Origin of the sequence: Flavobacterium sp. UBA2787, assembly GCA_002352205.1 — a bacterium.
In the GTDB taxonomy this organism is placed as follows: domain Bacteria; phylum Bacteroidota; class Bacteroidia; order Flavobacteriales; family Flavobacteriaceae; genus Flavobacterium.
The window spans coordinates 264,483-288,838 of sequence record DEHZ01000005.1 but is presented as its reverse complement, the minus strand read 5'-3'; the positions used below and the strand labels follow the sequence as shown (position 1 = coordinate 288,838).

The 24,356-nt window shown below is 33.9% G+C and carries 25 protein-coding genes and 1 tRNA gene; 13 read left to right on the top strand and 13 right to left on the bottom strand.

Features of this window, described 5'->3' with window-relative positions:
* Nucleotides 1-67: 67 nt before the first annotated feature.
* The 6 genes from accC to pdxA all read right to left on the bottom strand — a co-directional run bounded on the left by accC (nucleotide 68) and on the right by pdxA (nucleotide 5,072).
* Entirely contained in the window at nucleotides 68-1,414 is a 1,347-nt protein-coding gene (gene accC, locus B4N66_RS05340) for an acetyl-CoA carboxylase biotin carboxylase subunit (protein WP_291092918.1), read from the bottom strand.
* A gap of 96 nt (nucleotides 1,415-1,510) precedes the next feature.
* Nucleotides 1,511-2,008 carry an acetyl-CoA carboxylase biotin carboxyl carrier protein gene (gene accB, locus B4N66_RS05335; protein WP_291092916.1) on the bottom strand — a complete coding sequence of 166 codons (498 nt, stop codon included), beginning with the start codon at nucleotides 2,006-2,008 and terminating at the stop codon, nucleotides 1,511-1,513.
* A gap of 24 nt (nucleotides 2,009-2,032) precedes the next feature.
* The gene (locus B4N66_RS05330) at nucleotides 2,033-3,031 is read right to left on the bottom strand and encodes a beta-ketoacyl-ACP synthase III (RefSeq protein ID WP_291092914.1); all 999 of its coding nucleotides are present in this window, start codon (nucleotides 3,029-3,031) and stop codon (nucleotides 2,033-2,035) included.
* 163 nt (nucleotides 3,032-3,194) lie between these two features.
* Nucleotides 3,195-3,389 (bottom strand): 50S ribosomal protein L32, encoded by a 195-nt coding sequence (gene rpmF / locus B4N66_RS05325; RefSeq protein ID WP_026709628.1) that lies wholly within the window; start codon nucleotides 3,387-3,389, stop codon nucleotides 3,195-3,197.
* Between the two features lie 9 nt (nucleotides 3,390-3,398).
* Entirely contained in the window at nucleotides 3,399-3,938 is a 540-nt protein-coding gene (locus B4N66_RS05320) for a YceD family protein (RefSeq protein WP_291092907.1), read from the bottom strand.
* An 84-nt stretch (nucleotides 3,939-4,022) separates the two neighbouring features.
* On the bottom strand, nucleotides 4,023-5,072 hold the full coding sequence (pdxA, locus tag B4N66_RS05315) for a 4-hydroxythreonine-4-phosphate dehydrogenase PdxA (protein WP_291092904.1): 1,050 nt from the start codon (nucleotides 5,070-5,072) through the stop codon (nucleotides 4,023-4,025).
* A gap of 58 nt (nucleotides 5,073-5,130) precedes the next feature.
* Between pdxA and B4N66_RS05310 the strand changes: the two genes are divergently transcribed.
* Complete coding sequence (locus B4N66_RS05310) at nucleotides 5,131-5,721, top strand: riboflavin synthase (protein WP_291092903.1); 591 nt, start codon at nucleotides 5,131-5,133, stop codon at nucleotides 5,719-5,721.
* 20 nt (nucleotides 5,722-5,741) lie between these two features.
* On the opposite strand, the gene B4N66_RS05305 is transcribed toward B4N66_RS05310, so the two are convergent.
* Together B4N66_RS05305 and B4N66_RS05300 are read right to left on the bottom strand one after the other, a co-directional pair.
* Complete coding sequence (locus B4N66_RS05305; protein ID WP_291092901.1) at nucleotides 5,742-5,975, bottom strand: PID-CTERM protein-sorting domain-containing protein; 234 nt, start codon at nucleotides 5,973-5,975, stop codon at nucleotides 5,742-5,744.
* Between the two features lie 270 nt (nucleotides 5,976-6,245).
* A tRNA-Ile gene (locus B4N66_RS05300) sits at nucleotides 6,246-6,319 on the bottom strand.
* 152 nt (nucleotides 6,320-6,471) lie between these two features.
* On the opposite strand from B4N66_RS05300, the gene B4N66_RS05295 reads away from it, so the two are divergent.
* The 7 genes from B4N66_RS05295 to B4N66_RS05265 all read left to right on the top strand — a co-directional run bounded on the left by B4N66_RS05295 (nucleotide 6,472) and on the right by B4N66_RS05265 (nucleotide 11,832).
* Nucleotides 6,472-6,828, top strand: coding sequence for an arsenate reductase family protein (locus B4N66_RS05295; RefSeq protein WP_291092899.1), 357 nt, complete (start codon nucleotides 6,472-6,474; stop codon nucleotides 6,826-6,828).
* Nucleotides 6,821-7,702, top strand: a complete 882-nt coding sequence (locus B4N66_RS05290) for a DMT family transporter (RefSeq protein ID WP_291092896.1) — start codon at nucleotides 6,821-6,823, stop codon at nucleotides 7,700-7,702. Before B4N66_RS05295 ends, B4N66_RS05290 begins: the two co-directional genes overlap by 8 nt.
* 105 nt (nucleotides 7,703-7,807) lie before the next feature.
* On the top strand, nucleotides 7,808-8,668 hold the full coding sequence (locus B4N66_RS05285) for a YicC/YloC family endoribonuclease (protein ID WP_291092893.1): 861 nt from the start codon (nucleotides 7,808-7,810) through the stop codon (nucleotides 8,666-8,668).
* Between the two features lie 13 nt (nucleotides 8,669-8,681).
* A complete protein-coding gene (locus B4N66_RS05280; RefSeq protein WP_291092892.1) occupies nucleotides 8,682-9,392 on the top strand; it encodes a hypothetical protein in 711 nt (236 codons plus the stop codon).
* Entirely contained in the window at nucleotides 9,385-9,963 is a 579-nt protein-coding gene (gene gmk, locus B4N66_RS05275; protein WP_291092890.1) for a guanylate kinase, read from the top strand. The genes B4N66_RS05280 and gmk overlap by 8 nt, the downstream gene beginning before the upstream one ends.
* Before the next feature lies 1 nt (nucleotide 9,964).
* Complete coding sequence (gene nadD, locus B4N66_RS05270; protein WP_291092888.1) at nucleotides 9,965-10,546, top strand: nicotinate (nicotinamide) nucleotide adenylyltransferase; 582 nt, start codon at nucleotides 9,965-9,967, stop codon at nucleotides 10,544-10,546.
* A 119-nt stretch (nucleotides 10,547-10,665) separates the two neighbouring features.
* Nucleotides 10,666-11,832, top strand: coding sequence for an iron-containing alcohol dehydrogenase (locus tag B4N66_RS05265; protein ID WP_291092886.1), 1,167 nt, complete (start codon nucleotides 10,666-10,668; stop codon nucleotides 11,830-11,832).
* A 176-nt stretch (nucleotides 11,833-12,008) separates the two neighbouring features.
* Here B4N66_RS05265 and B4N66_RS05260 read toward each other — a convergent pair whose 3' ends face one another.
* Together B4N66_RS05260 and B4N66_RS05255 are read right to left on the bottom strand one after the other, a co-directional pair.
* Nucleotides 12,009-14,063 (bottom strand): M13 family metallopeptidase, encoded by a 2,055-nt coding sequence (locus tag B4N66_RS05260; protein WP_291092884.1) that lies wholly within the window; start codon nucleotides 14,061-14,063, stop codon nucleotides 12,009-12,011.
* A gap of 4 nt (nucleotides 14,064-14,067) precedes the next feature.
* Nucleotides 14,068-17,451: a T9SS type A sorting domain-containing protein gene (locus B4N66_RS05255; RefSeq protein WP_291092882.1), complete on the bottom strand. Its 3,384-nt coding sequence runs from the start codon at nucleotides 17,449-17,451 to the stop codon at nucleotides 14,068-14,070.
* Between the two features lie 116 nt (nucleotides 17,452-17,567).
* Between B4N66_RS05255 and B4N66_RS05250 the strand changes: the two genes are divergently transcribed.
* The 5 genes from B4N66_RS05250 to B4N66_RS05230 all read left to right on the top strand — a co-directional run bounded on the left by B4N66_RS05250 (nucleotide 17,568) and on the right by B4N66_RS05230 (nucleotide 21,195).
* Entirely contained in the window at nucleotides 17,568-18,239 is a 672-nt protein-coding gene (locus tag B4N66_RS05250; protein WP_291092881.1) for an SCO family protein, read from the top strand.
* 77 nt (nucleotides 18,240-18,316) lie between these two features.
* Nucleotides 18,317-18,550, top strand: coding sequence for a FeoA family protein (locus tag B4N66_RS05245; RefSeq protein ID WP_291092880.1), 234 nt, complete (start codon nucleotides 18,317-18,319; stop codon nucleotides 18,548-18,550).
* Between the two features lie 8 nt (nucleotides 18,551-18,558).
* On the top strand, nucleotides 18,559-20,664 hold the full coding sequence (feoB, locus tag B4N66_RS05240) for a ferrous iron transport protein B (RefSeq protein WP_291092879.1): 2,106 nt from the start codon (nucleotides 18,559-18,561) through the stop codon (nucleotides 20,662-20,664).
* 132 nt (nucleotides 20,665-20,796) lie between these two features.
* Nucleotides 20,797-20,982, top strand: coding sequence for a Thivi_2564 family membrane protein (locus tag B4N66_RS05235; protein ID WP_291092877.1), 186 nt, complete (start codon nucleotides 20,797-20,799; stop codon nucleotides 20,980-20,982).
* An 18-nt stretch (nucleotides 20,983-21,000) separates the two neighbouring features.
* Nucleotides 21,001-21,195, top strand: coding sequence for a hypothetical protein (locus B4N66_RS05230; protein WP_112085242.1), 195 nt, complete (start codon nucleotides 21,001-21,003; stop codon nucleotides 21,193-21,195).
* A gap of 75 nt (nucleotides 21,196-21,270) precedes the next feature.
* Here the strand turns inward: B4N66_RS05230 and B4N66_RS05225 are convergent, their stop codons facing one another.
* The 3 genes from B4N66_RS05225 to B4N66_RS05215 all read right to left on the bottom strand — a co-directional run bounded on the left by B4N66_RS05225 (nucleotide 21,271) and on the right by B4N66_RS05215 (nucleotide 24,188).
* Nucleotides 21,271-21,933 carry a response regulator gene (locus B4N66_RS05225; protein WP_291092876.1) on the bottom strand — a complete coding sequence of 221 codons (663 nt, stop codon included), beginning with the start codon at nucleotides 21,931-21,933 and terminating at the stop codon, nucleotides 21,271-21,273.
* Complete coding sequence (locus B4N66_RS05220; protein ID WP_291092874.1) at nucleotides 21,905-23,938, bottom strand: tetratricopeptide repeat-containing sensor histidine kinase; 2,034 nt, start codon at nucleotides 23,936-23,938, stop codon at nucleotides 21,905-21,907. The genes B4N66_RS05225 and B4N66_RS05220 overlap by 29 nt, the downstream gene beginning before the upstream one ends.
* 91 nt (nucleotides 23,939-24,029) lie before the next feature.
* Nucleotides 24,030-24,188 carry a hypothetical protein gene (locus tag B4N66_RS05215; protein WP_291092872.1) on the bottom strand — a complete coding sequence of 53 codons (159 nt, stop codon included), beginning with the start codon at nucleotides 24,186-24,188 and terminating at the stop codon, nucleotides 24,030-24,032.
* Nucleotides 24,189-24,356: the final 168 nt, after the last annotated feature.

Sequence of the window (24,356 nt, the reverse complement as noted above, 5' to 3'; positions counted from 1 at the left end):
AGCATTTTGAGAAAATGTGTGTAAAAAGGAAACAAAAAATCCCAAACTCTCATTTGGGATTTTCTATCTATTCCGGATCGTTCATTTTAAAACTTTCCATAAACTTCGTTGTATAATTTCCGGCAACATAATCCGGTTCGTCCATCAATTGTCTGTGAAACGGTATTGTCGTTTTAATTCCTTCAATATAAAACTCATCCAACGCTCGCTTCATTTTGCTGATGGCTTCTTCTCTCGTTTGAGCTGTTGTAATCAATTTCGCAATCATCGAGTCATAGTTCGGCGGAATCGTATAACCCGCATACACGTGCGTGTCCAATCGAACACCATGTCCACCCGGTGCGTGAAGAACAGTAATCTTCCCCGGTGACGGACGGAAATCATTATAAGGATCTTCCGCATTAATTCTACATTCAATCGAGTGCAATTGCGGTAAATAATTTTTACCTGAAATTGGCACACCTGCAGCCACTAATATTTGCTCACGAATCAAATCATAATCCACCACTTGTTCCGTGATAGGATGCTCCACTTGAATACGTGTGTTCATCTCCATAAAGTAAAAGTTACGGTGTTTATCCACCAAAAACTCTACTGTTCCGGCTCCTTCATACTTAATAAATTCAGCCGCTTTTACCGCAGCTTCACCCATTTTGTGGCGTAATTCATCTGTCATAAAAGGAGAAGGAGTTTCCTCTGTCAATTTCTGATGACGACGTTGGACCGAACAATCTCTTTCAGATAAATGACATGCTTTTCCATACGCATCACCCACTACTTGTATTTCAATATGACGAGGTTCTTCAATCAACTTCTCCATATACATTCCATCATTTCCAAACGCTGCTGCTGATTCTTGACGAGCACTTTCCCATGCTTTCAAAAGTTCTTCCTTTTTCCAAACGGCACGCATTCCTTTTCCACCACCACCGGCAGTCGCTTTCAACATCACGGGATAACCCATTTCTTTAGCGATTTTTTCGGCTTGTTCGTAGCTTTCCAGCAACCCTTCAGAACCGGGAACACAAGGAACTCCGGCTGCTTTCATGGTCGCTTTCGCGGATGCTTTATCACCCATTCTATCAATCATTTCAGGCGAAGCACCAATAAATTTAATACCATGTTCCTGACATATTTTAGAAAATTTTGCATTCTCAGACAAAAATCCGTAACCCGGATGTATCGCATCAGCATTGGTAATTTCTGCAGCAGCAATAATATTTGACATTTTTAAATATGACAAATTACTTGGTGGCGGACCGATACAAACAGCTTCATCAGCAAATTTCACGTGAAGACTTTCAGCGTCGGCAGTAGAATATACCGCAACGGTTTTAATGCCCATTTCTTTACAGGTTCTAATCACACGAAGTGCAATTTCTCCACGGTTGGCAATTAATATTTTTTTAAACATCTTTTTTTAATTTAGATTATTAGATAATTGGATTGTTGGATTTTCAGACATTAGACATTTACTAGTCTAATTATCCGAAAATCTAAAAATCTAAAATTAAGATGGATCTACTAAGAATAAAGGTTGGTCAAATTCAACAGGAGACATGTCATCCACTAAAATCTTAACAATTTTACCTGAAATTTCAGCCTCAATTTCGTTGAATAATTTCATTGCTTCAATCACACAAACCGGATCACCTTTAGAAATTGTTGCACCTACTTCTACAAAAGGAGCTTTGTCCGGTGCAGGTTTTCTGTAAAGTGTTCCAATCATTGGCGATTTTATAACTACATATTTAGAATTCTCATCCGATTCTACTACTGGTGTGGCAACAGGAGCGGCTTGAACAGGAGCTTGCTGTTGTTGCTGTTGTTGTTGCGGAACCATTTGCATCGGTTGCGAATTAGGATAATTTTGAAAGTAAGAAGCTTCAGCGGCACCGGCTTCTGTTGTTTTGATGGTGATTTTAAAATCGTCCATTTCTAATTTTACTTCGGTAGCTCCTGATTTGGCCACAAATTTAATTAGGTTTTGAATTTCTTTAATATCCATGATATTTTTAGTTTAGTTTAGTTTTTATTTTTTATCGTATGCCCATTTTAAATAGATAGAACCCCAAGTGAATCCGCCACCAAAAGCAGCAAAAATAAGGTTGTCTCCTTTTTTGAATTTATGTTCAAAATCACTCAATAATAAGGGTAATGTTGCCGAAGTGGTATTTCCGTATTTTTCTATGTTGATTAATACTTTGCTGTCATCAACACCCATTCGGCTAGAAGTTGCATCGATGATTCGTTTGTTGGCTTGATGTGCAACCAGCCAATCTACACTATCTTGCGTAAGGTTATTACGTTGCATGATTTTTTCGCTCACATCTGCCATTCCGGAAACGGCGTATTTAAATACCGTTTTACCATCTTGAAAAACATAATGTTGTCTGTTTTTCACTGTTTCTTCTGATGGAGGAAGAATTGATCCACCTGCATCAATTTTTAGAAATTCACGACCAATTCCGTCGCTTCGCAAGTATTCATCTTGAAGACCAAGACCTTCATGGTTAGGCTCAAAAAGAACAGCACCTGCACCATCTCCAAAGATAATGCAGGTTGCACGGTCGGTATAATCTATAATGGAAGACATTTTGTCTGCTCCAATTAAAAGTACTTTTTTATATCTGCCTGATTCAATGTAGGCTGCGGCAGTTGACATTCCGAAAAGAAAACTGGAACATGCTGCTTGCAAATCATAGGCAAAAGCATTTACTGCTCCAATTTGTGTGGCTACATAAACGCCGGTTGAGGCTACGAGCATATCGGGTGTAGCAGTTGCTACGATGACCATATCAATCTCTTCCGGATTGATGTTGCTTTTTTCAATTAAATTTTGGGCAGCTTTGATTGCTAAATAGGAAGTGCCTTTTCCTTCTTCTTTTAATAATCTTCTTTCCTTTATTCCGGTTCTGGACGTAATCCATTCATCATTTGTATCCACAAGGGTTTCAAGCACTTGGTTAGATAATACAAAGTCTGGAACATAAGCACCCACTGCGGTTATGGCGGCTGTTGTTTTACTCATAGGGTTTGATTGTTTTTCTTTTCCCATAAAGGATAAAAGAGGTGGAAATTACAAAAAAAAATCTAAACTTGATTATTTTGAGATGGCTTATTTATGTTAAAATAGCGGTATAACAAAAAAACTCCCACAAGGTGAGAGTTTATCTATATACGATAAGAAAGTACTAAGCAACAGCTTCAGTTTTGTCGATTACTACTTGTCCACGGTAGTACATTTTACCTTCATGCCAATACGCTCTGTGGTATAAATGTGCCTCACCTGTAATTGGGCAAGTTGCAATTTGAGCTGCAGTTGCTTTATAATGAGTTCTTCTTTTGTCTCTTCTGGTTTTCGAGGTTTTTCTCTTTGGATGTGCCATTTTACTATATTATTTATCCGTTAATAGTTTTTTTAATTGATCCCATCTAGGGTCAGTTTCTTCACTTTTTGTTTCTTCTTTCTTCGCTTTGACTGTCAGTTCTTGTAATTTTTCGATTGCTTCCGATTTCAATGTTCCGTCTTTTACACCGGGATGAATTCTTTTTAATGGAATTGAAAGCACAATCATTTCATAAATATACTGTGACACATCCACTTGGTGTTCGCCGTGCGGAAGGATGAGCAATTCTTCATTTTCATTGTTAAAAGCATCACCAAACTGAACTACCACATTAATTTTACCTTTTATTGGCAAATCAAATGGCTCTCCAGTCAAATCACAAGGCACATGAACAGTTCCTTTATGTTTAAAATGTAACTCGAGCATTGTTGATTTTTTATCTAAAACAACATCTACTTTTACATTACAACTTTCAAATTCATCGTATTCGAAGCGATCAAAGAACGTTTTATCTATTTGATAGTCAAATTGATGTTTTCCCTGCTTTAATCCGATAAACGGAATTAAATATTCATTCGATACTTTCATCTCAACAGCAATTTGTCCCAAAAATTCGGTTTGCAAAGATATAAAATTATCGCAAATGCAAGACAGTTATGAACATTTTTTTGTTTAAAACTGTTTTTCCTTTGTTTTCAGGGGTTTTTCGGTAATTTGGTTATATTCTATTCTGGAATTATAAATGTCTATTGCCAAATAAACGGCTTCTTTGAACGAATTAAAATCCGCTTGATTTTTTCCGGCAATTTCAAATGCGGTTCCGTGATCGGGTGATGTTCTGATTTTGTTTAATCCGGCAGTGTAATTTACGCCATTTCCAAACGATAATGTTTTAAACGGAATTAAACCTTGATCATGATAACAGGCAATTACGGCATCAAATTTTTCGTGTGATTTATTTCCGAAGAAACTATCCGCAGCATAAGGTCCAAAAACAAATGTGCCTGAATCAAACATTTTTTTGATGGTTGGTCGGATGATTTCATCGTCTTCTTTACCAATCACACCATTATCGCCACAATGCGGATTTAATCCTAACACCGCAATTTTTGGTTTCCCGATTTTGAAATCTTGGATTAACGTTTTCTTGACTGTTTCAATTTTTTGTTTGATTAATTTTTCGGTCAAATGCTTAGAAACTTCAGTCACCGGAATATGATCGGTTAACAATCCAATTCGCAATGAATCATTTACCATCAACATTAAAGCATCACCTTCTAATTCTTGGTTTAAATAATCGGTATGACCCGGAAATTTAAAATCTTCTGATTGAATGTTATATTTATTGATTGGTGCCGTAACTAAAACATCAACAACACCTTCTTTTAATGCTTTTGTAGCGGCAACAAACGATTTAACAGCATAACTCCCAACAATATCATTCGCAACACCATATTCCAAATTAAAACTTTCTTTCCAAAGATTAAAAACATTTATTTTGCCGGGGATGATCTGGTCTAAATTGTCAATTCCGTGAAGAGTTGTTGTTGATTCAAAACTTTTTTTAAGAAAAGACAACATTTTAACATTAGCAAAAATAACCGGTGTGCAAAGTTCTAACATTCTTGAATCTTCAAATGTTTTAAGAACAACTTCGCTTCCAATTCCGTTTAAATCTCCGATTGAAATTCCCACAAGAATATTTTCTGCTTTTTTAACCATGACAAGACGTAATTTATTGCTATTTTTGAAGTGCAAATTTACAAAAATAAAACCACAAATGTTTACTGGTATTATAGAAACTCTCGGAAGAATAAAATCGATTGAAAAAGAGCAAGAGAATGTTCATTTTACAATCACTTCCGGCATTACTTCCGAATTAAAAATTGATCAAAGTGTTGCTCATAATGGCGTTTGCTTGACCGTTGTAGCTATTGAAAATGATAACTACACTGTTACAGCCATTAAAGAAACACTAGACAAAACGAATTTAGCCACTTGGAAAGAAGGCGATTCAGTTAATTTGGAGAGAGCAATGAAATTAGGTGATCGATTGGATGGACACATTGTGCAAGGTCATGTGGATCAAATTGGAAAATGTATTGCTGTTGAAGAAGCAAGCGGAAGTTGGTATTTCACATTCAACTACGACTCTTCCTTAAATAATATTACGATTGAAAAAGGCTCAATAACTGTAAACGGAGTTAGCCTAACGGTTGTTAATTCAAAATTAAATGAATTTAGTGTTGCAATTATACCGTATACATTTGAACACACGAACTTTCACTCCTTCAAAGAAGGAACCGTTGTTAATTTAGAATTTGATGTGATTGGAAAATATGTTTCGCGATTAAACGAACTAAGAAAATAAAAAGGACAAAAAACGCTGAATTATTTCAGCGTTTTTTTTATGTTTTGATTTTGGCTGTACTTATAAAAAGCAAATACTAAGCCTATTAATAACAAAAGAACAACTCCCCCATCAATCGGCAAACCCGGTGGAGGTGGTGTAGGAGGTGGAGGGTTTTGGATATTCGAAACAGCAGACGCATAAGACGATACCGAAACCATTCCTATAAAGCAACCCATTAAGGCGATTAAAAACTTATTTGGAACAATTCTCATAGGGTGTAAATGTAAATAAATTTTTTCTTTAACAAAATATTTTGACAAATAAAGTAAAAATCTCTATAAAACGAAAACTTAGTTGACTTTTTTTTGACTCAAGTCTATGAAATTCTCAAATCATCGCCAAAAGTACATTTTTTTTGTTAACTTCTTTGATTTCAAAATTATATTAACGTAAAATGTTTGGTTTTGGTTTAAAATTTATAAGAAAAAAACATTTTAACTGCTATTAAAAAGAAAAAACCTTCCAAGTCGGAAGGCTTTTTGTGGTCCCACTTGGGCTCGAACCAAGGACCACCTGATTATGAGTCAGGTGCTCTAACCAACTGAGCTATAGGACCGGTTTAGAGAGTGCAATATTACTACTATTTTTGATTTACTCAAAATATAAATTGATTTTATTACAGACTTTAGTAATTACAAACCTTATCATCACCTCAATTTATTGATTTAGAATATTCAAAAAGTACTTACTTTTGCAAAAAAATGTGCGATGCGTAAAATTTTCTATCTTAAAACCTGTGATACTTGCAAAAGAATCATCAAATCACTTCCCAACACAAAGGATTTTATCTTTCAAGATATTAAGGAAGAACCAATAACTGTCAAACAAATAGAAGAACTTCATCAACTAACCGGAAATTACGAGGCACTTTTTAGCAAAAGAGCCAAATTATACAAAGAAATGGGTCTGAAAGATGAAAAACTTTCCGAATCAGATTTCAAACGATATATATTAGAACATTACACCTTCTTAAATCGTCCCGTAATTGTAATCGATAAAACTATTTATATCGGAAACAGTCCCAAAACCGTTCAAGCTGCCATCGATTTTTTAGCAAATGAGTAAAAGACATTGGGCGTTAATGGCGGCCACCTTGGTTTCCATTATTTATGGTGTTACATTTACCATTGCCAAAGACGTTATGCCCGAATTTATTGAACCATTTGGATTCATTTTACTTCGTGTTGGCGGTTCTGTTTTACTCTTTTGGATGGTTTCCTTTTTTGGACCAAAAGAAAAAATTGCAAAATCTGATTTTCCCAGAATTATTGCTGCAGCTTTTTTTGGTGTGGCGTTAAACATGCTAACATTTTTTAAAGGTTTAAGCTACACCTCGCCTATTATGGGAGCTGTTTTAATGGTTACCACTCCTATGATTGTGCTCATTCTCTCGGCAATTATCATGAAGGAACGCATGCTAAAAAGAAAAGTTTTTGGTATCGTTTTGGGTTTGGCTGGGACTGTTTCACTCATACTTTACGGCAAATCAATGATTAATGCTCCCAATGAAATGCTTGGTAATTTGTTGGTGTTTATCAATGCCATATCGTATGGTTTTTACCTCATCATCGTTAAAAAATTAATGGATAAATACAATGCTTTCACTTTTGTAAAATGGATTTATACATTCGGATTCATAATGGTTTTACCTTTTGGATGGAGCGAATTTGATGCAGTGAATTGGTCATTAGTTCCTACCGATATTTACTGGAAAATTGGTTTTGTGGTGGTTTTTTCAACCTTCTTAACTTATTTATTAAACTTAGTCTCCATGCGGGAATTAAAACCTACCACAGTTGCAGTTTTTATCTACCTTCAACCGCTATTTGCAACTATTTTTGCCATCAGTTTAGGTAAAGACGATTTGAGTTGGGTAAAAATTGGCTCGGCCATCTTAATTTTTGTGGGGGTTTATTTGGTAACACAGAAGAAAAAGTAGTTTTCAGTCGCCCCCGATAGATATCGGGATCAGTCACAGTAAATCTGAAAACTGCCACTGAGACTGTAAACTTTTAATTATCTTTGAAAACATTTTTTATAATTTATGATACAATCAATGACTGGTTTTGGAAAAGCGTCTAAGCAACTTTCAACCAAAAAAATCACCGTAGAAGTTAAGTCGTTAAACAGCAAAGGTTTGGATTTGAATGTCCGAATGCCATCTGTTTATCGTGAAATGGAGTTGGGTTTACGCAATGTGATTTCGCAAAAGTTGGAACGAGGCAAAGTCGATTTTTCAATTTTTATTGAAGTAACCGGTGAAGAAACTTCTTCTAAAATCAATGTGCCCATTGTGAGAGGTTACATCAACCAAATGAAAGCTGTGATTCCGAATGCAGACGAAACGGAATTGATGAAAATGGCCGTTCGAATGCCGGATGCGTTGAAAACAGAACGCGACGAAATTGATGAAAACGAATGGAATGAAATTCTAAAAGTAGTTGATGATGCCATGAAAAACATTGCTTCTTTTCGTATGGATGAAGGAAAATCGCTTGAAAACGAATTTGTAATGCGAATCGAAAATATTCGAAATTTTATGAATCAAGCCGTAAGTATGGATACAGAACGAATTGAAACCGTAAAAAATCGCCTTCGAACCGCTTTAGATGAATTAGAAGCCAACGTGGATGAAAACCGTTTTGAACAAGAATTGATTTTCTATCTTGAAAAATATGACATTACCGAAGAACGTGTTCGCCTAGAAAATCACCTCAATTATTTCATCGAAACCATTGCCGGAACGGAGGCGAATGGACGAAAATTAGGTTTTATTACGCAAGAAATCGGTCGTGAAATTAATACGATGGGTTCCAAATCGAATCATTCGGAAATGCAAAAATTGGTAGTGATGATGAAGGATGAACTAGAGAAAATTAAAGAACAAGTTTTGAACGTTTTATAAAATAATTACCTCGATGCCATTATTTAAATTTACTAAAGATTTTAAAAGTTACGCCTTTATTTTATTTTTATTGACATTATTTTCGTGTGGAAGTGCAATAAAAACATTGGTGGGTTTTAAAAATCCAAAAGTAGAAACAAAAGAATCACTTTTGAGTTATTTATCAGAAGTAAAAGAAAACGAAACTACTTATTTTTTGAAAGCGGATAAAATTGGAGATAGTGCCACCGTTTACAGAAATTTCTTGTTCGGATTTAATTCGGATCTATTTATGTTTAGTAAAAGTGGTCAAAAATATTGTTATCTGGGGACTGAAGAATGCTCTGGAGTTCAAATGACAAGTGCTTTTAAAAATTTTGATGAAAATTACGCTCCTTGCACAAATGATTCAACGACAACGCTTTCTTCTTTCATAAATAAATTAGTTGATAAAAATGGAAAGCCATTAAACAGTAACGATTTGCCATCAGCAGAATATTATATTTTTCAAAGTTGGAATAAATATTCATCGTCATCAAAAAGATTGAAAGAAGACATTAATTGGTTATATGATTTGAAGAAAAATTCTACAATTCCAATCGAAATTATATTGGTCAACACCGATTTGTTAGAAGAATGGGGTTTGGAAAAAAATGGAGAATTACCTGTTAAATTTAAAAAAGAAGGAAAAACCATCGATATGACTTTTGGTAAATTACCATTAAAGAAACAACACAATGAATAAAGGAAAACTACTTGTCTTCTCTGCACCGTCCGGATCGGGAAAAACCACAATTGTAAGGCATTTGTTGGCTCAACCCGAATTAAATTTGGAATTTTCGGTTTCCTGTACAACGAGAGAACCAAGAGACGAAGAAGTGCACGGAAAAGATTATTATTTTATTTCGCTCAAAGAATTTAAAAACCATATCAAAGCCGAAGAGTTTGTAGAATGGGAAGAAGTGTACCGCGATAATTTCTACGGAACATTAAAAAGTGAAGTCGAACGCATTTGGGCAAAAGGAAAAAACGTAATTTTCGATATTGATGTTGCAGGTGGATTACGAATAAAATCGAAATTTAAAACCGAAACATTAGCCGTTTTTGTAAAACCACCAAGCATTGACGAGTTGAAAATCCGTTTAAAAAAGCGTTCCACCGAAAGTGAGGACAAAATTAATATGCGAATTGCCAAAGCATCTGTTGAATTAGCAACCGCACCACAATTTGATAAAGTGATTAAAAATTATGATTTAGAGGTTGCGAAAGCGGAAGCATATGAATTGGTGAAACAATTTATAAATCAAAATGATTAAAATGAAAATCGGTCTCTATTTCGGCACCTTCAATCCTATCCATGTGGGGCATTTAATCATTGCCAATCACATGGCCGAGTATTCCGATTTAGATCAAATTTGGATGGTGGTTACGCCTCACAATCCACACAAACAAAAAAGTACATTATTAGATGATTATCATCGGTTGGAAATGGTTCATTTGGCGACAAAAGATTATCCGAAAATAAAACCTTCCGATATAGAATTCAAATTACCTCAGCCGAATTATACCATCAATACATTAGCTCATCTTCAGGAAAAATATCCTAGCTATGAATTTGCTTTGATTATGGGCGAAGACAATCTGAATTCGCTTCATAAATGGAAAAATTATGAAGTAATCCTTCAAAACCATAACATTTTTGTTTATCCAAGATTGAATTCCGGTTTAATTGACGAACAGTTTATCAATCATCCAAAAATTCATCGTGTGGGTGCTCCGGTGATTGAATTATCTTCTACTTTCATTCGCGAAAGCATCAAACACGGTAAAAATGTAAGAGCTGTTTTGCCAGAAAACGTGTGGGCTTTTTTAGATCATAATTTGTTTTATAAGAAGTAATTCTCTACTCTTAACACTCCTTTACCACTTGTTCCTTCAATCGTTTTGTAACTTTGTATGCGTTTAAGTTTTAAACCATTTAAACCCTTAAACTTTTTAAACTTTTAAACAATCTTACAATGACAAACTTCGATTTATACAACCCAACCAATTATATTTTTGGTAAAGGTCAAATAGCCAAATTATCCGAGTTAATTCCGAAAAACAGCAAAATTCTATTGGCTTATGGCGGTGGAAGTATTTTTAAAAACGGTATTTACGACCGAGTAAAATCAGCACTTTCCGGTTTTGAAATCGTTGAGTTTGGTGGAATTGAACCCAATCCTCGTTTTGAAACGTTGATGAAAGCGGTAGAAATCATTCGCAACCAAAAAATCACTTTTGTTTTAGCCGTTGGTGGCGGAAGTGTGATTGATGGGGTAAAATTTATTTCCGGAGCCGTGAATTTTGAAGGCGATGCGGTTGAAATTTTAAAGAAAAGAATTTTATTTAAAGATGTTTCCAAAGTCATTCCGTTTGGAACGGTTTTAACTTTACCGGCAACCGGAAGCGAAATGAATTCCGGTGCAGTAGTAACCATCGAAGCTACTCAGGAAAAATTAACGTTGGGTGGAAGTGCGTTGTTTCCAAAATTCTCCATTTGTGACCCAACTGTGGTAGCTTCTTTACCAAAAAGACAATTGGAAAATGGTGTGGTAGATGCTTTTACACACGTTATGGAACAATACCTCACATATCCGCACGATGCACTTTTGCAGGATCGTTTTGCCGAAAGTATTTTGCAAACACTGATCGAAATTGGTCCCGATGTAGTTCAAAACCCATCCGATTATAAACTGGCCTCCAACTTTATGTGGTGTGCAACAATGGCGTTAAACGGATTGATTCAGAAAGGTGTTCCGAGTGATTGGGCTACGCATATGATTGGTCACGAATTAACTGCTTTATATGAAATTGATCACGCGAGAACTTTGGCAATTATTGGTCCGAATTTGTACCGCACAATGTTTGAAACCAAAAAAGAAAAATTAGCTCAATATGGCGAACGTGTTTGGAATGTAGAAGGAAATTCTATTGAAGAAAAAGCAACGCAAGCCATTGAAAAAACGGTTCAGTTTCTACATCAAATGGGAATGGAAACTAAACTTTCAAATTACACATCCGACTATGAAAAAACAGCTGATTTTATTGTAAATCGATTTGAAGAAAGAGGTTGGAAAGCGATGGGAGAAAAACAAAATATCACGTTAGAAAAAGTGAGACAAATTGTGGAGATGAGTTATTGAGAAGAGTTACTCAGAAAAAAATTCAAAAGGCGTTCCAGAAGTAATTTCCGGAACGCCTTTTTCAAAACACCAAAACAAAATTTAACTAACTCTAACTTGCCATTAGGCAAATGATTGTTGAGTTAAAACGTAGTGTTTTTATTTTTATTGTATTGATTTTTAATATTTTATAATAATTACCAAATTCGCACTCTTTTGTCTTCGGCAATGTACATTCCGTCGCCAGGTTTAATGTTGAACGCTTCATAAAAAGCATCTACATTTTGAAGCGGAACATAGGCTCGGTACTGACCCGGAGAATGCGTATCAGTTTTAACTAAGTTTTTTATCGCTTCATCTCTGGCTTTGCTTCTCCAAATGGTTGCCCATGAAATAAAGAAACGTTGTTCAGGCGTGAAACCATCAATTAAACCCGGATTTCCACTTTCCTTCAAATGGATTTTCAGTCCGTCTAATGCTGCACTTACTCCTCCTAAATCGCCAATATTTTCTCCTAAAGTAAATTTACCATCCACAAAAATTCCCGGTAAAGGTTCTAATTGCGAATATTGATCTGCCAAAGCTCCGCCTAATTCTGTAAATTGTTTTAAATCTTCATCACTCCACCAGTTTACTAAATTTCCGTCGGCGTTGTAACGCGAACCGCTATCGTCAAAACCATGTGAAATTTCATGACCAATTACGGCTCCAATTCCGCCATAATTTACAGCTTCATCTGCTCTGTAATCATAAAATGGTGGTTGAAGAATTGCTGCAGGAAAAACGATTTCATTAAACGACGGGCTATAATAAGCGTTTACGGTTTGTGGCGACATTCCCCATTCAGTTTTGTCAACCGGTTTACCTAATTTGGCAAAATTTTCATCGTTACGCCATTTGGTAATTCTTTTTGAATTTTCAAAATAGGTTCCCCCATCTTTTGGACTAACAATAGTGACTTTAGAATAATCCTTCCACTTATCAGGATAACCAATTTTTACGTTGAATTTTTTCAATTTTGCAATTGCGTTTGCTCTTGTTGATGGTGCCATCCAAGGTAAATTATTAATTCTGTTTTCAAATGCTAAAAACACATTATCAATCATTTTTCTTGCTTTTTCTTTGGCTTCAGGTGGGAATTTTTTCTCAACATAAATTTTACCTAATGCTTCACCAAATGAACCATTCACGGTTTGTAAGGCTCTTTCGTCAAGTGGTCTTTGTTTTACTGCTCCCGTTAATGTTTTTCCGAAAAATTCCCAGTTTGCATTTCCGATTTCGGTGGAAAGCATTCCTGCAGAACGGTTTAATAATGTCCAACGCATATAAGCTTTCCAATCTTCCACTTTATTTTCTTTGAAAATAGTTTCTAATGCTGTCATGTATTTGGGTTGAGAAACAATCAATGTATCAACAACCGGTAAACCAACTCCTTTTAAATACTCTGCCCAATTAATCGTTGGCGTTAATTTTTGAAGTTCTCCTACCGTCATTGGGTTGTATGTTTTTCTTCTGTCTCTTCTTTCCACTCGATCTAAACGAGGTGTTGCCATGGCGATTTCAAGTGCTAAAATTTTGTCGGCACTTGCTTTTGCTTGAGCAGGTTTTTCTCCCAAATAACTCATCATTTTAATGATATGAGCATGGTATTTTTCTCTTTTTTCTTTGCTGTCTTTTTCATCGGAAACATAATAATCTCTATCAGGTAGACCAAGACTTCCTAAACCAACATTTACAACATTTCGGTTACTGTTTTTCGCATCTGTGCCAACACCAACACCAAAAAATCCGATTCCGCCTTGGGTTTCCATTTCGATTAAAAGCTTCTTTAAATCGGAAACATTTTTAACCGCATTTATCTTCTTCAAATACGGTTCCAACGGTTTAATTCCAAGTCGATCTCTTGAAACCGTATCCATAATTGATCGGTAAAGATTTAATGCTTTTCCTTGGTCGGTGTGAGCCGTGTAAGCCGGATTAAGTAATGCTTCATTGAGAATTACTTTCATGTCATCGTCTGTTTTTTTACGAAGTTCATCAAAGCTTCCCCAACGAGTTCTGTCGGCTGGAATTTCATTTTTATCTAACCAATTTCCATTTACAAATCTGAAGAAATCATCACTTGGCTTAACAGATCTATCCATATATTCCAAGTTGATTCCAATTGTTTCTTTTTTAGTTTCTTGAGCAAATCCGCCTGTAAAAGCAGAAACTGTCAAAACACACAAAAGACTTTTTTTAATAGTATTCATTTAATTAATTTTTAATTATTCGTTTAACTGTTTGACCATTTTCGTGTGAAATTTTGATAAAATAAATTCCATTAGAAACATCTGATAAATTTAATTCTGTTTGATTTTCGTTTAATTTAGTATTGTCAACAGAAAGTATTCTTTTTCCTGTAACATCATAAATTTCAATTTGTTGTGGTTTGAAATTCCCATACGATAATGTAAACAAACCTTTTGTTGGATTAGGATAAACCACTATTGAATTAACTTCAAAATTTTGATTTGATAAGGTTCCATCAATTACAAAATCATCAATAATAGCACCTTCTCTAGTGATGGTGTAATCGGAATGAAATACAAATCTGAACATAATATTACTTTCATCAGTAAATGAATTTAACATATAGCTGTATTCCAATAAATTCGTGTTAATTCCTGTCCATTGAGCTCCGGGACAAATATCACAATCATTGGCAGTTTCCGGATTTCGGTCACTATTATACCAATTTGGATCATCGGCAGTTCCCAAAACAGCCCAACTTTCACCAAAATTTGTAGAGTATTCTACATAAAGTACATCCCAATTTTCTTCTATATCAAACGCCATTTTAAAACGCATGACAGGATTTGTAATTTGTGTTAAATCATAACATTGCGAATAAAGATAAGCTTTGGTAAAATCTAAATAATTTCCACTTAGATTTGTTCCATACACATTTGAACCTGATGAAGTTTGATTTAAGGTTAAGCCGATTGGCACACCTCGTTGCCAAGTGTTTTCAGGGCCTTCTGAGTAATTGGATAATAAAGCAGAGTCTTCTGTTTCAAATGTATTGACTACTCCTACTTCACCGCTATCGTTATTTAAAACTTGAATATTTAAAGTATTGTTATTACTAAAAGCGTCATTGGCCATAATCACATTAGCTTGAATTGTTGAGTTTCCTCTAATTAGCGTAACATTGGGAATTTCTACAATTGTGTTAGCTTGAGAAGGTAAATTTCCATTCCATTCATAAACTGATTCTTCTCCGTTTATGGCATAGTTTAAGGTAAAATTAGTTATTGTAGAAGATCCGGCATTTTTGACTAAAAACGAAAGAACGTCTGTACCACAATTAATATTCAAAGTTGAAGGATTTTCTATACTCAACAAAGCGATTTCATTTTCTGCTAATTGAGTTGGAATAGTAGATTGCCAAACTCCTCTTCCGTAAGTTGAAGCCACAATTTTTCCATCTAAAACATTAATTTCTAAATCTGTTACGGTTACATTTGGTAAATTGGTATCATATGGAATCCATGAATTTAAAGAATCATCACGGTAATATACGCCTAAACTTGTTCCAACATAAATTGGATTTAAAGGATGGTTGGATTGGTGTCTAACAACATTTTTTCCAATAGCGGGCAAACCTTGTGATATACTTGTAAATGAAATTCCGCCATTAGTTGACTTTCTTACTAATCCATTTGTACCGGCGGTTGAAATATAAATTATGTTGTTATCGTGAACATTCACATCAATAGATGTAATTTCAGATGAGAACGAAAAAAGAAAATCAAATGTTACTCCTCTGTTTGAGCTTTTATATAAATTCTGACCATCTCCAATATACATAATGTCATCATTTGAAGGATCAACCACAACCAATTCAATATTTCCATTAAAGAAAGAATTTATGGAGATATTTTGCCAAGAACCATTGACTAATTTGTATAAACTAGAGTATCCGGCAAATAATTCTCCAGCCGAATTAAAGACCAATGGTGTAATCCAATTGCCACTCTCTCCCTCAGGTGAACCGACAGCTCCTGAAAGTGAAACTCCGGCATTGTTGGTATAATATAATCCGCCACCATTTTGTATAAAACCGTAATATTTGTTACTATTGTTTGGATCGATGGCCGTTTCCATTCCATCAGCTCCGTAAAAGTTTTTCCATTGATTGTCGCTAAGAGCATATCCACCATTATCTTGAAGTCCTCCGGCAATTTTAGAACTTGATTGTTTAGATACAGAAATTCGATAAAACTGACCAATTTGAGCAGTTGAAGTTAAGTCGGTGAAGGAGGCCGCATTATCGCTAGAGACATATACTCCACCATCGCTTCCACAATATAAAACTCCGTCATAAAACCGTAAAAAATGAATATCTGCATGGGTATAAGTGGGTTCAAACGGATTTGACCAATTGCTTATTTTAGAAAAAATATTTCCTCCGTCAGACGATTTCCATACATTCAACACACCAGTATAAACTTCTTCCGGATTAGTATCTGAAACAGCTAATGCTAAATCGAACCAAGCTTGATTAGCTTCAAAAATATCAACTGTATTTTGTGTAATGTTAAAATTTAATCCCGAATTTGTTGATTTATACAGCCCTTGATGACTCCAATTTGTTCTAGCACTTAGCACATAAACATATTCCGGATTGGCAGGAGTTACATCAATAATTAAACGTCCTGAATTGGCCGGCATACCTGAGGTAATCATCGTAAAACTATTTCCTCCATTGGTTGAGCGATAAAATCGATTGTTAGTAACTGCATAAACGATGTTTGGATTACCGGGTTTAAGTTTCAAGTCTTTTACATTTCCATTAAGATTGTTTGTCCAAGTTGTTCCTCCATTTGATGTTTTATAAAGTCCGGCACTAGTTGCAACCCATAAGGTTAATGGATCATTTGGGTGCATAAAAATATCTGCTGCAACGGTTGATGTATTGTTGAAAGTCAAACCGGTTGTATTCCAAGTTAGTCCACCATCAATTGATTTTAAAACTCCAATAGAATAGGTGTCACTGGCATCTTTATCTCCGGTAGCAATATAAATTATATTAGAATTTGTATGATCGATGGCAATTCCAGAAACACCAATTTGAGGCAAATAATCTGATAATGGAATCCAATTTTGACCGGCATCAGTAGATTTCCAGATTCCTCCTGCGGGTGCACCAATGTAAATTGTGTTGGCATTATTTGGATCAACCATAACCACATTTACTCTTCCTTGACCCGAAGACCATGAACCAGTATTGATATGATTAAAAGGACCAAGAGGTTCCCAATTGCTAACGTCGTTTAGCGTTTCGTCACGGCTTAAAACTCTGTTGCGTTTTTGATTCCAAGCCTCCCACATTTGAGTAGGGGTCAATAGGTTTCCGTTTTCGTCTACTTTATTTCGCCAATGGGTTTCCCATCTCATAAAAGGTTTGTAACCACTTCCTCTTGCATTGTGATTTTTATCTTGCCAATAATCATCAAAAGCAGATTTTATTTCATCAATGGTTGCATCCTTTTTTTCATCTTTTTGAATATTATCCATCCATGGAGCGGTTGAATTAAATTGAGCAAAAGTAAACGAACATTGAATTATTAACAATGCGAGTAGAATTTTCTTCATCTATGTTGAATTTTAATCAAAAATAGAAAAACGTTTTCAATTGATAACTATTAATTAACAGTTGTATAAGCAGAAGTTTTGACAATATCTTTTTTACCTTTGCAAAAAATAATGCAATGCTATCCTTCATTAAACGTTACAAATTTCAAATTTTAGGTTTTCTAGTTTTTTCTGCTGTTTTTCTTTCGATTTCTATTTATTTGTTAACTCCCAATAAAAAGCTTCCTATTTTCAACCCTTCCGATGTGAATCCTGAATTGGTTGACAGTACCGTTCAACATGTGAGTAAATACCACACGATTGCCGATTTTTCATTTACCAATCAAAACGGAGAAATTATAACCCAAAAAAATTATGAAGAAAAAATTTATGTAGCGGATTTTTTCTTTACGACTTGTCCTACAATTTGTCCGATTATGCAAGACAATATGGTAAAAGTTCAAAATGTTTTTAAAGATGTTCAGGATGTGATGTTGTTATCACATACGGTTATGCCTCACATTGATAGTGTCCCCGTTCTAAAAAAATATGCATTAGAAAAAGGAGTAATTGACTCAAAATGGAACTTGGTCACCGGCGATAAAAAAGACATTTTCTACATTGCCCGAAAATCCTACTTGGCTGTAAAAACAGAAACCGAAGGGGAATTATATGATATGGTTCACACCGAAAATTTTATTTTAGTTGATAAAAAAAGAAGAGTTCGCGGTTTTTATGACGGAACAAATACAGAAGAAATAAATCGATTAATTGAAGATATTCGTTTTTTGTTGACAGAAAAAAATTAATGCTTTTTTATGAAAATTCTTCAACAAAATGTGTTCAAAATAATGTACTTTTGTGTTTATATCAATTCTAAATAAAGTTGCAAACAACCGCAAATCTTCTTCAAAAAGAGCAAAAAGCTATCATTATTTCTTTTAATTTAGATACAATTCCATTAAAATTAATTGAAATGGGTTGCATGGAAGGCCATATGATTGAATTGGTTCAAACTGCACCTTTCGGAGATCCACTTTATTTAAACATCAATGGTACTCATTTGGCTATTCGAAAAGAAATGGCAAGTGATATTATTGTTGAAATCATTGAAAATTAATCATTGATATGAAAGATTTGCCAATAAAAGTTGCCCTTGTCGGAAATCCAAACACCGGAAAAACGTCGTTATTTAATCAGCTTACAGGATTAAAACAACAAGTTGGAAATTATCCCGGAATTACCGTGGAGCGGAAAGTTGGCTCTTGTAATTTACCTCAAAATCAAAAAGCTACAATACTGGATTTGCCCGGAACCTATAGTTTAAATGCCAATTCGTTAGATGAAAATTTAGTCATTGAATTGCTTTTAAACAAAAACGATAAAGATTATCCCGATGTCGTTGTAGTTGTAACCGAAGTTGAAAATTTAAAGCGAAATTTATTCCTTTTTACACAAATTAAAGACCTTGAAATTCCAACGATTTTAGTCATCAATATGGCTGATCAAATGGAGTTGAAAGGAATTTCATTGGATATTCCGGCATTGGAAGAAACCTTAAAAACCAAAATCGCTTTAGTCAGTTCCAGAAAAGCAACCGGAATTAGCGAATTAAAAAATTTAATTGTTGACTATAAAAATCTTTCAACCGAAGCGTGTTTGAATGCTTCTGAAATTGATTCGGACTATTTTAATAATTTACGACGAATTTTTCCCAACCAACAATTGTATAAACTTTGGTTAGTTATTTCGCAAGATGTGAATTTTGGAGAATTGACTAAAAATGTAATTTTGGATAATTCTTTTTCAAAATCGGATGAAGAATTAAAAAAACTTCAACACAAAGAAACCGTAAAACGCTATCAATTTATCAATGATTTACTCAAAATTGGTAAAAAAGTTGATGTTTCAAAAGCAAAAGACTTACGAAGTAAATTAGACAAAATTCTGACTCATAAAGTTGGTGGGTACGTCATTTTCTTTGCCATTTTATTTCTAATTTTTCAATCTGTTTTTGAATGGTCCAGCGTTCCAATGGAATTTATTGATGAATCCTTTGCTTCATTGAGTACCTGGGTTAGTGAACATTTACCGGCCGGAAAATTAAACGATTTAGTTTCGCAAGGAATCATTCCCGGAATTAGTGGAGTGCTTATTTTTATTCCTCAAATTGCGTTTTTATTTCTTTTTATTTCGTTGTTGGAAGAAAGCGGTTATATGAGCAGAGTAGTTTTTTTGATGGATAAAACGATGCGTCGTTTTGGCCTTAGCGGAAAAAGTGTTGTGCCTTTAATTTCAGGAACTGCATGTGCTATTCCGGCGATTATGGCAACTCGAAATATTGAAAACTGGAAAGAACGATTAATCACCATTTTAGTCACGCCATTTACTACTTGTGCTGCGAGAATTCCAGTGTATACGATCTTAATTTCAATCATAATTCCGAATGAAAAAGTGCTCGAAATTTTCAATCTTCAAGGATTAACGTTGATGTTGCTGTATGCGTTGGGATTTTTTATGGCGGTGATTTCAGCAATGATTTTGAATAAAATTCTACAACTCAAATCAAAAAGTTTCTTTGTAATAGAAATGCCTAATTATAAAATTCCATACTATAAAAATGTGGGTTTGAATGTGATTGAAAAAACAAAAGCTTTTGTGTTTGGAGCAGGAAAAATCATTATTTCGTTATCCATTATTTTATGGTTCATGGCATCGTATGGTCCAACTGATAATTTTGCAAATGCGAAAGAAATCATCACTTCCCAACCACAAAATCAATCATTGGCAGAAAATGATTTGAATGACAAAATCGCATCCTATAAATTAGAAAATTCTTATATCGGCATCATTGGGAAATCAATCGAACCGATAATTAAACCTTTGGGTTACGATTGGAAAATCGGAATTGGAATTGTTGCTTCGTTTGCTGCCAGAGAAGTTTTTGTGGGAACAATGGCTACCATTTACAGCGTTGGAAGTCATGGCGAAGAAGAAAATACCATCAAAGAAAAAATGAGAAATGAAGTCAATTCCATCACAGGAAAACCAATTTATACGTTTGCTTCGGGAATTTCACTTTTACTATTTTATGCCTTTGCTATGCAATGCATGAGTACGTTGGCTGTTGTTAAAAAAGAAACCAACTCTTGGAAATGGCCAATGATTCAACTCTTTGTAATGAGCGGATTTGCTTATTTAATGGCGTTTATTGCTTTTCAATTGTTAGATTAATTAACACTTTTTATTCTTTTTAATCATCATGTTTTCATAACATGGGAATTATACAATGTTTAACCATAGTTGTATAAAGTTAATCGACAAACATGCTTATACCTTTGAAATCTAACTTTAAAGAAAATAAACATGCCAATTCTAAACATTTTAATAGTGTTAATCATCGTTGGATTTCTGCTTTGGGCGGTAAACACTTATATCCCCATGGATAAGAAAATTAAAAGCATTTTTAATTTAGTTGTTGTGATTGCAGTAATTATCTGGTTACTAAAAGTTTTTGGATTATTTGATTCAATGAGTAACGTAACTGTTTAAACAATAAATTAAAAACGTATGAACTTAAAAAGAATTTTCGGAACAATACTCACTATATTAGGAATAGCGGGATTAATTTATACTGCTTATTTAACGGTTACTTTAGGAGAAAACAATCAAACACTCAAGACAGCATTAGTTTATGGTATTTTAGGTTTGGTTTTCTTTGTATCAGGAATTGGATTGATTAAAACAACAAAAGATGAATCGTAGTTGATTCATCTAAAATAACATGATTTTGCCCTTAGTTTGTAATGAAGCTTCCGAATATTTGGGAGCTTTGTTTATTTAAAGAAGACCAAATCTTCTTGCTGCCTTTACAATGGCTTCATCATCACCGTGTGGCACTCTTAGTTTATCTTTTATTATTTTTTTTCTGCTGTTTATAGCACTTAAGCTTAGGTCTAATGATTCCGGTAATGTCTTTGTTCGCAAACCTTGTGAAAGTAATAATATTATTCTTCGATCAGTTTGATCAAAATCATTCAAATATTTTTTAATGGTTTCAAAACCTTTACTTGCAACGGCACTATAATAATTTTGGCCTTCTACTATTTTTTGAAAAGCGTCTTGCATACTTCTGTAATCCAAATCGCTTTTTACTAAAATTCCTTCCGGTCGGAGTCTGTTTTTTAATTCATACAATAAAATCGGTTCATCGTGTGAAGTAAGAATTACTATTTTTAATTCCGGATTTGTAGCTTTAAGTAAAGCTGCCAAATCTTCACCATTTTCTACATCTTTTTGAAGAAAAGGTGGCATATTTCGGTCGATGAAACAAATGGAATATTCGGCTAACTCTGCTTTATTTTGAGATAAATTATACCCTTCTTCCAGCGAAGTTATCGTTCTGGCAGACAAAGTAATTCCTAACTTATTTTGAGCTAAAGTTGTTTTATAACCTTCTAAAATAAGTGGGTGATCATCTATCATCAATATTTTGATATTCATAGTGAAATGGTATTTTACAAAAAACTTGCGTTCCTTTTTGATTGATTGATTTTATTTTGACAAAGCCATCCATTGCTGAAACCCTTTGTTTGATGTTTTCTAAACCGATGCCTTTTGTTTTAGCTTCCGAATTAAACCCAACTCCATCATCTTTAATACAAAGTTCAATATTCTTTTTATTGATTTGGATAGAAATCGAAATATTTTTTGCTTTAGCATATTTCTGACTATTGTAAACCGCCTCCTGAATGATTCTGAAAAAATTTATTTTTAATGATTGAGGAAGACTTTCCCATTCAATATCAGAGTCAAGTTCTAATTTATAATTGATTTTGGAAATGATTTTTTGGTCTTCAATAAAGTCATTCAAAAGCATTAAGAAACTTTCTTTTTTTATAAATAAATTATTTTTTAAATCGTGTGCTATGTTTCTAATTTCTTTTTCCACTGTTTTAATTTGATCAACTTGATCAAGGAATTTTTCATTTTTTTCGGAATCTTCCTCTGTTTGAAAACCGTATAAATTAAATCGAATTCCAGCCAACATACTTAACGTTCCATCGTGAAGTTCGAGTGAAATTCTGTTTTTTTCTAAAGCTCTTCCTTCTTCCACTTTATGATGCTGATCGATCATCAATTGATATACTTCTTCATTGCTTTTTTGCTGTTCTTGAATCAATAGTAATTCTTTTTGCTTCGCTTTCTGACGGAAAATAATATAAACCAAAATAAGCAAAACAATAATTGAAATGGAAGTAAAAACGATGAGTTGTTGCTGTTTTGCCAAGACTTCTTTTTCGTGAATTATTTCATCTGTTTCATACTCAATTCGAGTGAATTTATTTCTGACAGCTCGTTCAGATTCCATCAAACTATCGCTCAGTTTAATGTAATTTTCTTTGTAAAATAATCTATTTTTAGGTTCTGCTTCTGCTAAAAAATTTAAAAGCAGTAATTCGTCACGATGACTTTTGATATCTCGTGCTATTTCTTTTGCTTTCAAAAAATAGGAAACGCTCTTGGCAGTATCTTTTTGACTTAAAAAAAACTCTCCTTTTCTTGTGTTACTGACAATTACGCCAAGTTTATTATCTAAACTATCTCTAATTTTTAATGGAATATCAAATTCATCTTCTCTAACATTTTGATTGGATTTGAATTTATAATACGTCAGATTATCCTTTAAAACAGCATACAAAAGGATGCTTTCATTTTTTAAATTTTTGGAACTTGTGGCTTCTTCCAACAGTGAAATTGCTTTCGAATTATTTTTCAAACGATGATAACAAACCGCCATATTATTCTTGGTTTGAGCCACCAAAATGGAATGTTGAGAATCAGTTTTTAAATTATCTAATTGCTTCAGGGCTTGTTTATGATAATCTAACGCTAAATCGAAGTTTTTTATATCGTTATTAATTATCCCTAGATTATTTAAACAATCGTAAATTAATCTTTCGTTGCCGGATTGTTTTGCTACTTCAAGTGCTTTGATAGTTTGAATTTCACTTTCTACTAAACTGTTTTCAAAACGCAACAAATAGGCTTTATTGAGAATGGTTCGCCCTCTTTTTTCAAAATTAGTTGGTTTGAGAAAATGCAATGATTTATTGTAAAAAACATAAGCCGTATCATTGTAAGATTTACCTCTGTAATAATCGGCAATGTCATAATAGATGATTCCTAAACGAGAACTATCTTTTGCTTGTAAAGACAATTCTAAATTTAATTTACATACTTTGATATAATCTTCCTGAAGACCAAAATTATAATATTGATCGGATAATTTGAGTAAATAAAGTCGCTTGAGCGAATCATTTGGTTTGTCTGCCAGAAGCCTAAATGTATAATCCAAAGAATTATTTATCTCATCAGAATAGTGGTTTTGAGTTTTTACAGAAGTAATTAAACTGTCTATACGATCATAACCACTTAAATAGTTTTCTTTATTATTACAGGCATATATAAAAAATAGCATTACACTTATCGTGAGATACTTTGTCATAATTTTTAGTTGAATTGTAACAAAGGTACTTTTTTAAACAAAAAAAAGTAGCGGTAAACGCTACTTTTCGATGTAATGCAAATTGGAAAAATTAATTTCCTCCCTTCTTAGGGTCAATATTTGTTTGGTCATTATTTTCAGTGATAGCTGTATTTCCTTGAGTTTCCATTTCCATATCATCTGTGGTACAAGAAACTACAAAAGTTGAAGTCATCAAAATCATTCCTAAAATAAATAGTGCTTTTTTCATGGTATTGTGTTTTTAAGTTATTTAGTGTTTTTGGATAATAAAGATTGTTTTCCTTATTATTTGTCAAAAGTATAGCATCTAAGGGATGGTTCTTTGCACATTTTGTGCCTATTTTGTTAAAGTTCAATCAACCTAATCAATTGGTTTTTAAGTTTCTGTAAAAAAGTT

Excerpts from the sequence above, each read along its gene's own strand:
- feoB (WP_291092879.1), top strand. The coding sequence starts at position 18,559 with ATGAAAGATTTGCCAATAAAAGTTGCCCTTGTCGGAAATCCAAACACC.
- B4N66_RS05230 (WP_112085242.1), top strand. The coding sequence starts at position 21,001 with ATGAACTTAAAAAGAATTTTCGGAACAATACTCACTATATTAGGAATA.
- B4N66_RS05255 (WP_291092882.1), bottom strand. The coding sequence starts at position 17,451 with ATGAAGAAAATTCTACTCGCATTGTTAATAATTCAATGTTCGTTTACT.
- B4N66_RS05310 (WP_291092903.1), top strand. The coding sequence starts at position 5,131 with ATGTTTACTGGTATTATAGAAACTCTCGGAAGAATAAAATCGATTGAA.
- B4N66_RS05265 (WP_291092886.1), top strand. The coding sequence starts at position 10,666 with ATGACAAACTTCGATTTATACAACCCAACCAATTATATTTTTGGTAAA.
- B4N66_RS05290 (WP_291092896.1), top strand. The coding sequence starts at position 6,821 with ATGAGTAAAAGACATTGGGCGTTAATGGCGGCCACCTTGGTTTCCATT.
- B4N66_RS05285 (WP_291092893.1), top strand. The coding sequence starts at position 7,808 with ATGATACAATCAATGACTGGTTTTGGAAAAGCGTCTAAGCAACTTTCA.
- B4N66_RS05235 (WP_291092877.1), top strand. The coding sequence starts at position 20,797 with ATGCCAATTCTAAACATTTTAATAGTGTTAATCATCGTTGGATTTCTG.
- pdxA (WP_291092904.1), bottom strand. The coding sequence starts at position 5,072 with ATGGTTAAAAAAGCAGAAAATATTCTTGTGGGAATTTCAATCGGAGAT.
- nadD (WP_291092888.1), top strand. The coding sequence starts at position 9,965 with ATGAAAATCGGTCTCTATTTCGGCACCTTCAATCCTATCCATGTGGGG.
- B4N66_RS05250 (WP_291092881.1), top strand. The coding sequence starts at position 17,568 with ATGCTATCCTTCATTAAACGTTACAAATTTCAAATTTTAGGTTTTCTA.
- B4N66_RS05320 (WP_291092907.1), bottom strand. The coding sequence starts at position 3,938 with ATGAAAGTATCGAATGAATATTTAATTCCGTTTATCGGATTAAAGCAG.
- rpmF (WP_026709628.1), bottom strand. The coding sequence starts at position 3,389 with ATGGCACATCCAAAGAGAAAAACCTCGAAAACCAGAAGAGACAAAAGA.
- gmk (WP_291092890.1), top strand. The coding sequence starts at position 9,385 with ATGAATAAAGGAAAACTACTTGTCTTCTCTGCACCGTCCGGATCGGGA.
- B4N66_RS05305 (WP_291092901.1), bottom strand. The coding sequence starts at position 5,975 with ATGAGAATTGTTCCAAATAAGTTTTTAATCGCCTTAATGGGTTGCTTT.
- accC (WP_291092918.1), bottom strand. The coding sequence starts at position 1,414 with ATGTTTAAAAAAATATTAATTGCCAACCGTGGAGAAATTGCACTTCGT.
- B4N66_RS05330 (WP_291092914.1), bottom strand. The coding sequence starts at position 3,031 with ATGAGTAAAACAACAGCCGCCATAACCGCAGTGGGTGCTTATGTTCCA.
- B4N66_RS05220 (WP_291092874.1), bottom strand. The coding sequence starts at position 23,938 with ATGACAAAGTATCTCACGATAAGTGTAATGCTATTTTTTATATATGCC.
- B4N66_RS05280 (WP_291092892.1), top strand. The coding sequence starts at position 8,682 with ATGCCATTATTTAAATTTACTAAAGATTTTAAAAGTTACGCCTTTATT.
- B4N66_RS05260 (WP_291092884.1), bottom strand. The coding sequence starts at position 14,063 with ATGAATACTATTAAAAAAAGTCTTTTGTGTGTTTTGACAGTTTCTGCT.
- B4N66_RS05225 (WP_291092876.1), bottom strand. The coding sequence starts at position 21,933 with ATGAATATCAAAATATTGATGATAGATGATCACCCACTTATTTTAGAA.
- B4N66_RS05295 (WP_291092899.1), top strand. The coding sequence starts at position 6,472 with ATGCGTAAAATTTTCTATCTTAAAACCTGTGATACTTGCAAAAGAATC.
- B4N66_RS05215 (WP_291092872.1), bottom strand. The coding sequence starts at position 24,188 with ATGAAAAAAGCACTATTTATTTTAGGAATGATTTTGATGACTTCAACT.
- accB (WP_291092916.1), bottom strand. The coding sequence starts at position 2,008 with ATGGATATTAAAGAAATTCAAAACCTAATTAAATTTGTGGCCAAATCA.